General features: G+C 70.8%; 20 protein-coding genes and 1 pseudogene. 6 read left to right on the plus strand and 15 right to left on the minus strand.

Going from position 1 to position 12523, the window contains the following annotated elements; genetic code table 11:
- Window positions 1-112: 112 nt before the first annotated feature.
- From ACFY23_RS08745 to ACFY23_RS08755, 3 genes are all read left to right on the plus strand, one after another.
- The gene (locus ACFY23_RS08745) at window positions 113-979 is read left to right on the plus strand and encodes a hypothetical protein (RefSeq protein ID WP_350682193.1); all 867 of its coding nucleotides are present in this window, start codon (window positions 113-115) and stop codon (window positions 977-979) included.
- 95 nt (window positions 980-1074) lie between these two features.
- A complete protein-coding gene (locus ACFY23_RS08750) occupies window positions 1075-1650 on the plus strand; it encodes a metalloregulator ArsR/SmtB family transcription factor (RefSeq protein ID WP_350682195.1) in 576 nt (191 codons plus the stop codon).
- Entirely contained in the window at window positions 1647-2984 is a 1338-nt protein-coding gene (locus tag ACFY23_RS08755; RefSeq protein ID WP_350682197.1) for an MFS transporter, read from the plus strand. The genes ACFY23_RS08750 and ACFY23_RS08755 overlap by 4 nt, the downstream gene beginning before the upstream one ends.
- Window positions 2985-3032: 48 nt before the next feature.
- Here the strand turns inward: ACFY23_RS08755 and ACFY23_RS08760 are convergent, their stop codons facing one another.
- Window positions 3033-3236, minus strand: coding sequence for a cold-shock protein (locus ACFY23_RS08760; RefSeq protein WP_007072071.1), 204 nt, complete (start codon window positions 3234-3236; stop codon window positions 3033-3035).
- A 174-nt stretch (window positions 3237-3410) separates the two neighbouring features.
- Between ACFY23_RS08760 and ACFY23_RS08765 the strand changes: the two genes are divergently transcribed.
- Window positions 3411-4106: a 50S ribosomal protein L11 methyltransferase gene (locus tag ACFY23_RS08765; protein ID WP_350682199.1), complete on the plus strand. Its 696-nt coding sequence runs from the start codon at window positions 3411-3413 to the stop codon at window positions 4104-4106.
- A 99-nt stretch (window positions 4107-4205) separates the two neighbouring features.
- Complete coding sequence (locus ACFY23_RS08770; RefSeq protein ID WP_350682201.1) at window positions 4206-4817, plus strand: VTT domain-containing protein; 612 nt, start codon at window positions 4206-4208, stop codon at window positions 4815-4817.
- Between the two features lie 57 nt (window positions 4818-4874).
- Here ACFY23_RS08770 and ACFY23_RS08775 read toward each other — a convergent pair.
- Window positions 4875-5063 (minus strand): annotated as a pseudogene (locus tag ACFY23_RS08775) (MBL fold metallo-hydrolase); the annotation flags it as partial.
- Between the two features lie 33 nt (window positions 5064-5096).
- Here ACFY23_RS08775 and ACFY23_RS08780 point away from each other — a divergent pair.
- The gene (locus ACFY23_RS08780; protein ID WP_350676508.1) at window positions 5097-6602 is read left to right on the plus strand and encodes a recombinase family protein; all 1506 of its coding nucleotides are present in this window, start codon (window positions 5097-5099) and stop codon (window positions 6600-6602) included.
- On the opposite strand, the gene ACFY23_RS08785 is transcribed toward ACFY23_RS08780, so the two are convergent.
- The 13 genes from ACFY23_RS08785 to ACFY23_RS08845 all read right to left on the minus strand — a co-directional run bounded on the left by ACFY23_RS08785 (window position 6599) and on the right by ACFY23_RS08845 (window position 12518).
- Window positions 6599-7153 carry a hypothetical protein gene (locus ACFY23_RS08785; protein WP_350676505.1) on the minus strand — a complete coding sequence of 185 codons (555 nt, stop codon included), beginning with the start codon at window positions 7151-7153 and terminating at the stop codon, window positions 6599-6601. The genes ACFY23_RS08780 and ACFY23_RS08785 overlap by 4 nt on opposite strands.
- 126 nt (window positions 7154-7279) lie before the next feature.
- Entirely contained in the window at window positions 7280-8377 is a 1098-nt protein-coding gene (locus tag ACFY23_RS08790; RefSeq protein ID WP_350819032.1) for a hypothetical protein, read from the minus strand.
- A gap of 74 nt (window positions 8378-8451) precedes the next feature.
- Entirely contained in the window at window positions 8452-8874 is a 423-nt protein-coding gene (locus ACFY23_RS08795) for a winged helix-turn-helix domain-containing protein (protein ID WP_350676500.1), read from the minus strand.
- A 129-nt stretch (window positions 8875-9003) separates the two neighbouring features.
- A complete protein-coding gene (locus ACFY23_RS08800; protein ID WP_350676498.1) occupies window positions 9004-9279 on the minus strand; it encodes a hypothetical protein in 276 nt (91 codons plus the stop codon).
- 133 nt (window positions 9280-9412) lie between these two features.
- The gene (locus tag ACFY23_RS08805; protein WP_350676496.1) at window positions 9413-9784 is read right to left on the minus strand and encodes a hypothetical protein; all 372 of its coding nucleotides are present in this window, start codon (window positions 9782-9784) and stop codon (window positions 9413-9415) included.
- A gap of 65 nt (window positions 9785-9849) precedes the next feature.
- A complete protein-coding gene (locus ACFY23_RS08810) occupies window positions 9850-10098 on the minus strand; it encodes a hypothetical protein (protein ID WP_350676493.1) in 249 nt (82 codons plus the stop codon).
- Window positions 10099-10210: 112 nt separating this feature from the next.
- Window positions 10211-10462: a hypothetical protein gene (locus ACFY23_RS08815; protein WP_350676492.1), complete on the minus strand. Its 252-nt coding sequence runs from the start codon at window positions 10460-10462 to the stop codon at window positions 10211-10213.
- Window positions 10463-10522: 60 nt separating this feature from the next.
- Window positions 10523-10723, minus strand: a complete 201-nt coding sequence (locus ACFY23_RS08820) for a hypothetical protein (protein ID WP_350676489.1) — start codon at window positions 10721-10723, stop codon at window positions 10523-10525.
- Complete coding sequence (locus ACFY23_RS08825) at window positions 10720-11127, minus strand: hypothetical protein (protein WP_350676487.1); 408 nt, start codon at window positions 11125-11127, stop codon at window positions 10720-10722. Before ACFY23_RS08825 ends, ACFY23_RS08820 begins: the two co-directional genes overlap by 4 nt.
- A complete protein-coding gene (locus ACFY23_RS08830; protein ID WP_350676485.1) occupies window positions 11124-11564 on the minus strand; it encodes a hypothetical protein in 441 nt (146 codons plus the stop codon). Before ACFY23_RS08830 ends, ACFY23_RS08825 begins: the two co-directional genes overlap by 4 nt.
- 1 nt (window position 11565) lies before the next feature.
- Window positions 11566-11883: a hypothetical protein gene (locus tag ACFY23_RS08835; RefSeq protein WP_350676482.1), complete on the minus strand. Its 318-nt coding sequence runs from the start codon at window positions 11881-11883 to the stop codon at window positions 11566-11568.
- Window positions 11884-11885: 2 nt separating this feature from the next.
- Window positions 11886-12191, minus strand: coding sequence for a hypothetical protein (locus ACFY23_RS08840; protein ID WP_350676480.1), 306 nt, complete (start codon window positions 12189-12191; stop codon window positions 11886-11888).
- A gap of 15 nt (window positions 12192-12206) precedes the next feature.
- Window positions 12207-12518, minus strand: coding sequence for a hypothetical protein (locus ACFY23_RS08845; RefSeq protein WP_350676478.1), 312 nt, complete (start codon window positions 12516-12518; stop codon window positions 12207-12209).
- Between the last annotated feature and the right edge of the window lie 5 nt (window positions 12519-12523).

Here is a 12523-nt window from a genome sequence, read left to right on the forward strand (position 1 = left end):
CAACGCCCGGCGCTGTGCACCACTCGGCCGGGCCCCGCGCGTGAGTCCCCACACCCGCCTACGCGGTGTCACCGTCATGCCCGGCCCCCGACCATCCGCAAGGGGGAATCCCATGACGCGGGCACCAGAGAACCTGTTGACCGTCCGCCGTCTGCTGCTCGACCACCTCAACATCGACACCGACACCAGTCGCAGCAAGGACCTCGAACCCGCCGAGGTCGGCATCGTCGGCGACTCCGCCCACCGGGGCGGCTACCACTGCGGCTCCGACCGGGTGGTGACCAGGGACTACTCCGTCGTCGAGTCGCCCCGCGACTCCGCCGGCCTGACCCTCGACGCGGCGGCGCTCGACGTCGGCCTCTTCGAGGTCCAGTCCGGCGGCCGTACGCACGACCTGTACACCTTCTCCAACTGGTGCGTGGCGCAGTGCGTCGCCAACACCCCGGACAGCCGGGACATCAGGGAGATCATCTACTCCCCGGACGGCAAGGTCGTCCGACGGTGGGACCGCCTGCGCAAGCGAACGAGCGGGGACGACTCGCACCTGTGGCACACCCACTTCAGTTTCTTCCGCGACTCGATCAAGGCGAAACGCGACCAGACCCCGCTGTTCCGCCGCTACCTGACCACCATCGGACTTCTGGAGGACGACATGAGCGCACAGGCCGAGAGCCAGATCCACAGCATGTACACCGGCCTGTTCTTCGGCGGGTCGAGCATGGGGCGCAGCGTGGACCCCGACGCGGGCGGTCCCGGGAAAGCCAGCAACAGCATCGTGGCGAAGCTGGACTACACGATGCAGCGGCTCGACACGCTCGTCGCGCAGCTCACCGCGCTGTCCGGCAAGGACTTCACCGACGAGCAGGCGATCGTGGCGGGCGTGCTCGCCACGCTCACCCCCGAGAAGATCGCCGCGGCGATCCCCGCCGCCATGGCCGCGCAGGTCGCCGACGAGCTGGGGCGCAGGCTGGCCGCCTGACCGGTCGCCCGCCGCGACTGGCCGAGACGGAATCGGCAACGACAGTTGCGCAATGGTTATTGCGTAACTGTCGTTGCCGATGTCAGACTGGCGGCATGACGAACCCTGAGGTGCGCCAGGTCACCGACTCGCGGGTCCTCGCCGCGCTGTCCCACCCGCTGCGGCGCCGGTTGATGGACGTGCTCAAGGTGCACGGCCCGTCGACCGTCGGCCAGCTCGCCGAGCGGACCGACCAGGCGCCGGCGAACGTCAGCCACCATCTCAAGGTGCTGGCCGGTGCCGAGCTGATCGAGGAAGCGCCCGAGCTGGCCCGCGACCGCCGGGAACGGTGGTGGCGCCTGGTCAGCCGGGGCGTGCGCTGGTCCCAGTCGGACTTCGACGCCGACCCCGCCGCCCGGGCCGTCGCCGACGCCGCCACCTCGCTCAACCTGGACCGGCACGTCGCCCTCGCCCGCGCCTGGCACGCCACCGACGAGGCCAGCCAGGCCGCCTGGCCCTCGGGGCCGTTCTCCACCGACCGCTGGCTGCACCTGACCGACGAGGAACTCGCCGAGCTGGGGCGCGAGGTGAACGGCCTGCTTGCCCGGTGGGCCGACCGGGAGATGCCCGACGACGGGCGGAAACGCGAGCCGGTGTTCCTGTTCGCCTACGGCGTCCCGGCCACGCCGTGACGCGGGCCGCCGGCTCCGCGCCGTCGCGTACCCCTGCCGCCGGCGGCACCCTGCCGGGACCCGCGCCGCGCCCGGCCGGCGACCCGGAGGTACGGCGGGACAGCCTGCTGCGGCACCGGGACTTCCGGCTGCTCTGGGCGGGGCAGACGGCCAGCGCCGTCGGCAGCAACGTCACCACCGTGGCGCTGCCCCTGGTCGCGGTGACCGTGCTCGACACCGGCGCCTTCGGTGTCGCGGTGCTCACCGCCGCCGCCTGGCTGCCCTGGCTGCTCGTCGGCCTGCCGGCCGGCGCCTGGGTGGACCGGCTGCCTCGCCGGCCCCTGATGGTCGCCTGCGACCTGGTCTGCGCGGGGCTGTTCCTCAGCGTCCCGGTCGCCGCCCTGCTCGGCGTGCTGACCGTCGGGCAGCTGCTGGTGGTCGCACTCGGCGCCGGCCTGGCCCGGGTGTTCTTCGAGACCGCCGACCAGGTCTACCTGCCCGTGCTGCTGCGCCCCGAGCAGGTGCCGGAGGGAAACGCCAAGCTCCAGGCCACCCAGACCGCGAGCTACGTGCTCGGCCCGGGGCTCGCCGGCGGGGTCGCGCAGGCCGCCGGCGCGGTCGCCGCCCTGCTGCTCGACACGCTGAGTTTCCTGTTCTCCGCGGTGTGCCTGCTGCGCATCCGCACCGTCGAGAAGCAACCCGGGCGCGGGCGGCGGTCCCGGTCGCTGCGCCGGGAGATCGGGGAGGGGATCCGGTTCGTCGCCCGGGACCCGTACCTGCGGGTGCTCACCGTCTTCGGCGCGGCCAGCAACGTCGGGCTGGTCGGCTACCAGGCCGTCCTGGTGGTCTACCTCGTCCGGGAGGTGCGCCTCGGGCCCGCGTCGGTCGGCGCGCTGGTCGCCGTGATGAGTCTCGGCGGCATCGTCGGCGCGTTGCTGGCCACCACGCTCGGCCGGCGGCTCGGCACCGCCCGCGTCCTGCTGCTGGCGGGGCTGCTCACCGGCCCACCGGCGCTGCTGATCCCGCTCGCCGGCCCCGCGGGCGCGCTGGTGCTGCCGGCGGTCGGCGGCATGCTGGTCAGCCTCGGGGTGGCGGTGGGCAACGTGGTCAAGGGCAGCTTCCGGCAGACCTACACCCCGCACCACCTGCTGGGCCGCGTCACGGTGAGCATGCAGCTGCTGAACTACGGCACGATCCCGCTGGCCGCGCTGCTGGCCGGGGCGGTCGGCGCGGCGTACGGGACCGGCACCGCGATCGCGGTGACGACCGGCTGGCTGGCGCTCACCCCGGCGATCCTGCTGGTCGGGCCGCTGCGGCGGCGCCGGGACCTGCCCGCCGCGCCGGACGGGCCCTGAACGCGCTGCGGCGGCGGCCGGGAGCCGGCCGCCGCCACCGGCACGGAGCTACATCGGGCGGACGTTGTCCGCCTGCGGACCCTTCTGCCCCTGGGTCACCTCGAACTCGACCTTCTGGCCCTCGTTCAGCTCCCGGTAACCGCTCGTCGCGATGGCCGAGTAGTGGACGAAGACGTCCGGCCCCCCGCCGTCCTGCTCGATGAAGCCGAAGCCCTTTTCCGAGTTGAACCACTTAACCGTGCCGGTTGCCATGCATCTCTCCCTGTTCCCAAGCGGGTGACTCTCGGTGCTCGACCGATGATCGCCCGGTACCTCCCCGACAGTAACCGGCCGAACGCCGATCTGCTGGCCGAAGTGCCGCAGGCGGCGTGGTGAACTCTCCGGGTCCGCTGTCGGAAAGCCGCGCGGCGACCGGCCCGTTGGGGCATGCTTGCGCCGGTGAGAGGTGCCGCAGCCGCCGCGCTGACCGAGCTGGAGCGCGAGATCGACGCTCCGGGCGGCGGCCTGGACCGGCTCCGGCTGGTGCGGGCGCCGTTCGTGCCCGAGGTGCGGCTGCACCTGGCCGAGGACGCCATCGTGTGGTGGGCCCGGATGGAGGCGCACGCCGGACGCGCCCTGCCGCCGCCGTACTGGGCCTCGGTCTGGGCCGGCGGGCAGGCCCTCGCCCGCCACCTGCTCGACCACCCCGGCCTCGCCGCCGGGCGGCGGGTGCTCGACCTGGCCGCCGGGTCCGGCCTGGTGGCGATCGCCGCCGCGCTCGCCGGCGCCGACCGCGTGGTCGCCAACGACATCGACCCGTACGCGGTCGCGGCGGTGACCGTCAACGCCCGCGCCAACCGGGTGACGGTCGCGGCCACCGGCGGCGACCTGCTCGATTCCGACCCGTCCGAGGTGGACCTGCTGGTGGCCGGGGACGTGCTCTACGACGAGGCGATGGCGGCGCGGGTGCTGCCCTTCCTGCGCCGGGCCGCCGCCACCGGCGCGGACGTGCTGGTCGGCGACCCCGGGCGGGGACACCTGCCGCCGGACGTGCTGGCGGCCGTGACGAGCTACCTCCTGCCGACCACCGAGCCCGCCGTCGACTCACCCGTCCGGCGGGTGCAGGTGCTGCGGCCCCGGTGACCTCGGGCCCCTCAGGGTCGACCCCGAGCCGGATACCAGGGGGCGGTGGGGGATCGGACCCGATGCCCGGGGTGGCCGGGCGGTCATAGCGTACGGGGCATGGCGGATTGGCTGGCCCAGGTCGGAGAACTTCCCACCACCCTGCTCATGGGGGTGCTCGGGGTGGTGATGCTCTTCGACGCCGTACCGCTGCTCGGCGTGCTGGTCCCGGGGGACGTGGCGATCCTGGCCGCCATGGGGGTCGGCGGCCCGGTCACGGGCGTCGCCACCTTCGCCGTCGTGGTGGCCGGCTGCCTCTCCGGGTGGTCGCTGAGCTTCCTCGCCGGCCGCCGGTACGGGGACCGGCTGCGCCGCAGCCGGATCGGCGGATGGATCGGCGAGGAGCGCTGGGCGGCGGCGGAGGGGATCCTGCGGCGCGGGGGCGGCCGGATGGTGCTGGTCGCGCCCTTCCTGCCGGTGTTCAACGCGCTGCTGCCGCTCGCGGCGGGCGGGCTGCGGATGTCGTACCGGCGCTTCCTGGCCTGCGCCACGGTTGGCGCGACGGCCTGGGCGGGGCTCTACCTGGCGCTGGGCACCGCCTCGCGGTCCCTGGCCGGGCTGCTGCCCGGGGAGTCCAGCCCGATGCTGGTCACCATGGCGGTCGGGCTGCTGCTGGCGGGGGTGGTGCTGATGGGCACGCGGCGTCGGCTGCGGGCGGTCACCGGGGGTTGACCGCCGCGCACGGGGGGAGCGGGGCCGGGCGTGTGGCGCGCCCGGCCCCGCTGGTGCTCACCAGCCCCGGGCCCGCCACTGGGGCAGCGCCGGGCGCTCCGCGCCGAGCGTGCTGTCCTTGCCGTGGCCCGGGTAGAACCAGGTCTCGTCGGGCAGCCGGTCGAACAGCTTGTGCTCCACGTCGTCGATCAGCGCGGCGAACCGCTCCGGGTCCTTGTCGGTGTTGCCGACCCCGCCGGGGAATAGCGGTGGCACTCAGAAGCCCATAGCATGACGTCCATGTTCGAGGACTACCTGTACGCCCGCATCAGCGAAGACGAGATCGGCACCGAGAAGGGCGTCACCCGGCAGTTGCGCGACAGCCGCGACGTGTCGGAGAAGTCCGGCGGCCGAGTCGTGGACGAGTTCTTCGACAACGACATCAGCGCGCTGGAAGGTGCCCCCCGGCCGGGGTACGAGCGACTGCTGGTGGCGCTCGCCGCACCCAACCCGCTCGGGGCGCAGCGGCGCATCGTGTGCGTGCACACCTCCCGCATCTGGCGTAATCGGTCTGAGCGGGCCGCCGGCATCGAGTTCGGCAAGGCGAACAAGATCATCGTCAAGCAGGTCAACGGGCAGGAGTTCGACCTGCGTACCGCGCAAGGACGCATGTTCGCCGGGATCGTTGGCGAGACCGACACCGGCGAGTCGGAGGTCAAGGCGGAGCGGGTCGCTGACGTGGCGCGGGAACGCGCTGAGGAGGGCCGCGCGAACGGGCAGGTGTCGTACGGCTGGCAGCGGATCTACGAGTACAACAGCCAGGGGAAGGTCGTGGGTTTCCGCGACGAGGAGCACCTTGAGCAGGCCGACATCGTGCGGGAGATCGTGGACCGGCTGCTGGCCGGGGAAACCCTCAAGGCGATCACCGCCGACCTGAACGATCGAGGTGTTCCAGCGCCGCGGGCTGGTGACCGCCGTAAGCACCGGGCTAAGGGGCAGACGCCGGACGGGCAGCGCTGGGGCAAGACGTCGGTGAAGAAGCTGGCGTTGCGGCCAGCGAACGTTGGGCTTCGGATCTTCCACCGGGGACGGCCGGACGAGGCATTGCTGCCGGCGGCGTGGCCGAAGATTGTCGACGCGGACAAGCACGACTTGGTGGTGGCGTTGCTGACGGACCCGTCGCGCGTGCAGGAGAAGCCGGGCGCACGTCAGCATCTGCTGACGTGGGGGATCGGAGAGTGCGGTCCGTGCGGGGCGCACCTGCGGGTGTCGTTGAAGGGCAACGCCAAGCACGGGACGAAGCAGCGGCTGTACGTGTGCGAGGCGAAGGGCTGCGTCGGCCGGAACGAGGAGGCGGTGGATCGGCGGGTCCGTTCGGTGATGGTGGCGTTGCTGGGCCGCCCGGATGTGATGGGCCTGCTGGATGGTTCAGCGGCTGGCCAGGTGGACGCGTTGAAGCGGGTGGAGGTGTTGAAGGCGAAGTTGGCGAGGGCGGCGGCGCAGAACGCAGATGACCTGATCACCGACGATCAGTTGAGGGTGATCACGGGGAAGCTGCGTCCGCAGTTGCAGGCGGCGGAGGCTGCGGTGAGATCGCAGCGGCCGTCGCCGCACCTGTCGTTGGTGGTGCAGACGGTGGGTGAGAAGGCGGCGGAACGGTGGGATGCGTGTTCGATCACGCAGAAGCGGGCCATCATGGAGGCGTTCGGGGTGCGGGTGCGGATCCTGCCGACACGCCGCGGCCCGGGGTTTGACCCTGAGTCGGTGGAGGTCAAACCCCGGGACCGTAAGACGGGTGCTAGTTAGCTGCTGCCGCGGGTGTCGCGGCGCTGCCGTCCGGTAATGGGAATGACCTGGGTGCGGTCGGCCCCGCAGACGGTGCTGGGCGGCGGCGCCGGCGGGTTGCCGGTGGTGCCTTCGGCGGCGAACGCTTCCTGCCAGCGGCGGACCTTCTCGGCGCGGCGGTCTTCCTTGAGGGCTTCGTGGACGCCGGTGACGACCTTCTTGACGAACTGCTTCTCGTCGTACCTGCTGATGCGGTCTCGTTCGGCGGCGAGGCGTTGGATGACGCGGACGGTCATCCAGGTGAAGGTGGAGATGAGGCCGCCGATGCCGATGACGACGGCGAAGGCGAGCCAGGCGAGGTAGCCGCGGGTGGGTGCTTGGGGCGGGGAGTCGTAGGCGTCGCGGAGGATGAATCCCCATATGAAGACGGCGGTGCCGGCGAGTAGCCCAGCGATGGTGCCGTACACGGTGTGGCCGTAGTGCTGCCGCTTCTCCAGCAGGGTGAGGATGGCGTGGTCGCCGGGGATGCGGTTGATGCCGTGGCTGTCGTCGTCAATTTTGGGTGCGCTCATGGTGGGCTCCGATTCCGTTGTGCTGTGGGGGATCGGAGACGGCGCTTCGCGGTGCGCGTCTCCCCGCCGCGGGATGTGCGGCGGTTGCACCCACGTGTGGTGGGTGCTGGGGGAAGGCGCGCGGGGTCAGCCGGCGGGGGGTGTGGGTGGTGGGGTTCTGCTGGTGGCTTGCTGGGTGTGGGTGGTGCGGGGTTGCTGGTGTTTGGTGTTGGTGGCCCATCGGGTGGTGAGGGTGCCGTCGATGGGTTTGACGGTGGGTGTGGCGGGTTGGATGTCGGTGGTGTTGGTGGCGCCGTGGTCGGGTTGTTGGGGGGTTGGTTGGTTGGTTGCGGTGGGGTGGTTGGGGGTGGCTGCGTCGCGTGCGTCTGGGTGGGCGGCTGGCTGTGTGTGCCTGGCGGTGGGGTGCTGCCACTGGTGATGGCGGGTGGGTGCGCCCGAGCTGGCGTTGACTGGCGTGGGGGCACCGGTCTTCGCCAGCTCGGGCGCGGTCTGTGGGGTGCGGGCAGGCGGTTGGGTGGGCGGTGTGGTCACGTCCACGGTGGGGGCTGCCGGCACGGCGGGGGTGGGGGTGGGGGTGGCGGGGCTGGTGAGGGTGCTGGCGGTGTCGAGGACCGTGTCGGTGACGTCGGTGACTGTGTCGACGGTGCGGCCGATGATTGGCAGGGGTTCGACGGTGGTGTCGACGCGGTCGGTGACGGTTTTGATGGTGCTGGTGGCGGCTGTGGTGGCGGTGTCGAGGGTGCGGCGGGTGGCGTCGGTGAGGTCCCGGATTGGCTGCGGCTTGGTGGGGGTGGTCGCAGTGGTGCGGGTCGCGGCGGTGTCGACGTTGGGCGGGGGCGGCTGTGTGGTTGTGGCGGTGGGAAGTCTGAGGGGGTGGGTGTCGGCGGCGTGGGCGTCGGTGTTGTCGCCGAGGAGGAGGGCGAGGCCGATGCCTACGGTGGTGGCGGCGAGCAGCAGGAGGCGGTGTGTGAGTGTCCGTGTGGTGGCCTGCTGCTGGTGCATGGTTCCTCCCCAGGAAACCTGCGGCGTGTGGTGTTGGTTGACCTTGGTGGATTGTTGACGTCGGTCGTATCCGGGTTTTGGTTGTGGATCTCGTCTTGTGGCGGGTTGTGTCCGTCCGTTCGGTATCTGCTGTTTGAACAGCTTCTGTCCGTTCGGAGGATGCCGCAGAGTAGTTGATGTTGCTCGCTTGAGTAGCCGATACTGCCGGACATTGCGCCGCACGCAACTTTCACCTATACCGACAGGCACATCATGAAAACTTTGAGCGAACCCGTATCGAAGGCGAGCGACGTTCGTTAACGTGCGGCAGGGCCCGGCCAGTACCAGCGGTCACCGGGCAACAGCACCGGCTCCTGTGCGCGGTCGCGCCACACCACCCACACGGGCACGCCCTCTTCGATGCGCACGTCCATGCTTTCCCGCTCGGGTGCGGTGGGCATGCGAACCTCCACCCGGGTCACCCCGGCCGGGTCGATCGGCTGCTTGTCGTAGACGCGCCGCACGGTGGAAGCCTGGCCCTGCCGTGTGACAACCAGACCTTCACCGCGCAGGATTGCTATGGCGTGTCGCACGAGATTGCGGGACACCCCGTACGTTTCTTGGAGCCACCGGTCGGAGTGGAAGCGGGCGCCGGGCGGCATCTGTCCGGTGAGGATCTGGTCGCGGAGCAGCCGGGCAAGCTCGGTTGAGCTAACTTCCGGTGGCCTCCGCCTGATCACCGCGTGATTGTGTGACAACCGGCCGCGAGGGCAGCGGCCGGGCATGTCGGTACAAGCTGGCCGCCGGCATCTGTGGCTGGCGGCGGTCGGTGCTGACGCGGAGGTACGCGACCAGCGGCGGCAGGGTGATCACAGCCTGGTACGCCCCGTCGCGCAGCAGGCGCAATCGTGGTCGCGTGCCCGGGTCACGATCTCTTCGAGCGAGTCGCCAGCCTCAACCGGCATCACCTGCATCGCGCAGTAGTCGCACTCCAGCCACTGCGTGTCGCCGTCGAAAGTGATCGTGTACGCCCACGCGAATCCAGGGATCTCGGGACGGGTCGGCTGCTGCTCGGTGGCGACGATCTGCTCGGCCACCTCCTGGAACACGCTGTCGGGGATCTCGGGGCGATGGATCCGGGGCATCTTTCGTCCTCTCATGTGGTCTGACCTGCGGTGCCGTAGCTATAGAGATAGGTCCGGCGGTTTGGGTGTCTGGTTCGGGGTGGTTAGCGGCTTTCGCGGGTGGCGGGTGCCCGGTCGACGGGCGTCAGGTCAGTCACGGCTGGGCCCGCTCGGCGTCGAACACGATCCGCTCCGCGTCCCGCAGCGCCTGGAACTTCAGGCGCAGCACCTTGTACGGCGGGTTGTAGTCGGCGTCGCCGCAGTGGTCGCACCACCGCCTCTGGAACGGGACGCCGTGCAGTTCCTCGTCGCGCCAGTCGGACCACTGGTGCCCGGTCTGCTTGCAGTCGGCCTCGTGAGCGCACCTCGGGCACAGCGCCCTGGTGCCGGTCACCACCCACTCCTGAGACCGGGCGTACGCGACCGCCTGATCCTCGCTGTCGAAGTGCGGGATGCCGTCCTCCCACGGCCCGCCACAGCCGCCGTCGCAGGTGATCACGACGCAGGTCTTCGTCTCGAAGCTCATGTCGATCTCTCTTTCTGGTCCTTGGGAATGTCAGTTATCGCGGATCAGGCACCCGTGATTGGGAGCTATCGGGTGGGCTGGGCAGTGGCCTTGATCCGGTCGAGCAACCCGAAGCTCGCGGTCACCACGTCGCCCGCCCTCTCCTCGCCGATCGGCTCGTGCCTCGGAAGCTGACGGGCCGTGTACGTCGGAGGCCACGTCGAGCGACTACCGGGAGCGGCATCCGGCGGCATCGAAACGCGGAACCACTTGCCCTCTCCAGCGCGAGGGCGGAAGTACACAACCCCTCGAACGAGCACGTACTCCTTGGCCATCTCGGTCTCTCCTTGGTCAGTGGGTGTGCCGGAAGCTGCGCCACAACCAACGGCTCTTGGATCACGGGCGGTCACCTCCAACGCGGGGTGCCGGTTCGTTGGAAGTGGCACATCAGCTGTCGGCCTCGTCTGTGGCCAGTAGGCGGTAGGTCTGCTCGCGCACGTCGTGGCACTCCTGGCACCAGCACGTCCGCCACGCCCACACCAGGTAGCCGACGAACCGCAGGCCGATGACGACGGTCCGGCGTCCCCACTCGTCGCCGCCGAGGTACGGGAAGCCCAGCTTCTGGTGCCAGGCCGGGTCCCACGCGTCTCTGTGGTAGAGCCACAGGCGGGGACTTTCGTAGCGGCGGCCGTCAGGCATCGGCTGTCTCCTCGGTCGGACTGGGTGCGGCCCCCGCGACCGCATCGAAGACGGCGGACATCACGGCTGCCTCGCCTCCTCGTGGTTGGCGTCCCGTCGGCTGCACACGTCTTTGCCGGCGACGCGAGCCCACCCGCGCTTGGCGAACTCGGCTCGGGTGTCGGCGAGCTTCCGGCGCTCGTCTACCTGCGGGACGTGTTCCTCCGAGTAGTCGCAGACGTCGCAGACGAGGCCGTAGAGCTTGATCACGTAGTGGCTCACGACGTTCTCCTCTCGACCGCACCGATGACGGCGCTGGCGGGCTCGAAGGGCTGCCGCATGCCGCGCGCCCGATAGCCAATCCAGCCCTGACAGCGCGGGCAGCGGACCTGTACGTCGCTCGGGCGGGCGTACAGCTGACCGCCGCACGGATCGCCGTCCGGCTCGCTCTCGCCGTCGCAGGCGCCGATGTGAAGGGCGTACTCGCGCCACAAGTTGGTGTAGCGGTCCCAGTCGGCGACCACGATGTTTCCGGGGCCGCAGACGGTCACGTAGCGGGCACCGGCGCAGCGGGCGAGGCTCCTTCCCTGGCGGCGGGCGGGCGGCCAGTCGAGGTGGGTCTCGCTGGTCTCGGCGGCCGGTACGGGGCCGTCGGCTCGCCACGACGTGTAGACGGTCCAGGTCATCGCGCCACCGGGACAGCGGTGACGGCATCACGGGGACAGGTGTCAGTACCGTCGAGTAGCCGACCGGCGGTAATGTCGGCGATCAGGGCGTCCACGTCGGTGTCGTATCGGGTGCTGATGCCCTGCCGCTCGGCGCGGCGCATTTCGTCGCCGGTGCGGTGGCCGATCACACCGTCGGGAATCACCGCGATAACGAGGTCGGACCGGTCGATGCGCTGCATGTGCTTGGCGACGATGTTCTCGATCTGGGTGGGGCTGGGGTCGGCTTCGGGTGGTGCGGGTACCGGGGCGTACACCTCGTGACCGGCGGCGTGCAGATGCCAGTGGACGCGGGCGAGGTCGTGGGCGGCGCGGCCGAGGCTGCCGCACAGGGTGATGGTGAGGCGCTGCACGGTCACATCACCGGCAGTCGCCGGGCGGGTGGTCGTGGCCGTCATCTCAGTCTCCTTGATCGTTCGACGGGTTTGCGGGTTGGACCAGCTCGTTGTCGTCGCCGGCCAGCCACGTCACCCGGTCCGGGTCGAACCGCAGCACGTCCGGCAGGTTCGTGTGCATGCCGTGCGGGCCGCGTACCCGGCAGGCGAGCACCGCGCCGGTGGGAGCGGCATACCGGGACGGGCACGGGTTGGGGTCGCCGAACCGGTCGGCGCACTCGCCGCGTTCGTTCTCGAAGCAGCCGCGTCCGGGGTGCAGGGCGGTGGTGTGCGCTCGGATGACGTCCTGCATGGCGGCGGCAAGTTCGGCAGCGTTGCTCACGGTCACAGCCCCGGCAGGGTCGGTTCGGCTGCGGTCGTGTCGGCGGGCGGCAGGATCAGCCGCAGCCCGGCCAGTACCCCGTCCAGGTCGGAGGCGCCAGCTACCGCCCCCGGCTGGCATAAACGCACGGCGGCGGCCGGCGGCAGGGTGGACGGCTGGAACTCCAGGGATCCGTGCACATCGGTCAGTTCGGCGAGGCGGTGCATGTCGGTGTCCCGGTCGCCGGCGGTCGGGTAGGGGCCGATGATGTTGATGTCGTTGAGGTCGTCGTGATCGCCGCAGTAGTTGATGACGCGGATCGTGTGCATGTCGGATGCCTCCGTTCAGGTGAGGGCGCCGCGGGCGGCGTATCCGGCGCGGAGGGTGGCGAGGACGGCGTTGGTGACGGCGATGACGTCCCGAAGATTCGGGTTGCGCTGCACGTCGTCGTGCCAGGCGGACACGTGCCACGTGGTCTGGGTGATCAGAAAGTTGCCGCCGGGCCCGAGCGAGCCCCGGAACGGGTAGTCGTCGCACTGCCAAGTCGTCTGGTACAGGACGAACTCGTCGCGGCCGTCGGGGCTGGCACCGGCGTGCTGCACCAGTACGTCGTAGATGGCGGCGGCCTGGCCGGCGGGCAGGGTGAGGTCGGTCATCGGTG

The organism is Micromonospora sp. NPDC000121, assembly GCF_042899165.1.
GTDB lineage: Bacteria > Actinomycetota > Actinomycetes > Mycobacteriales > Micromonosporaceae > Micromonospora.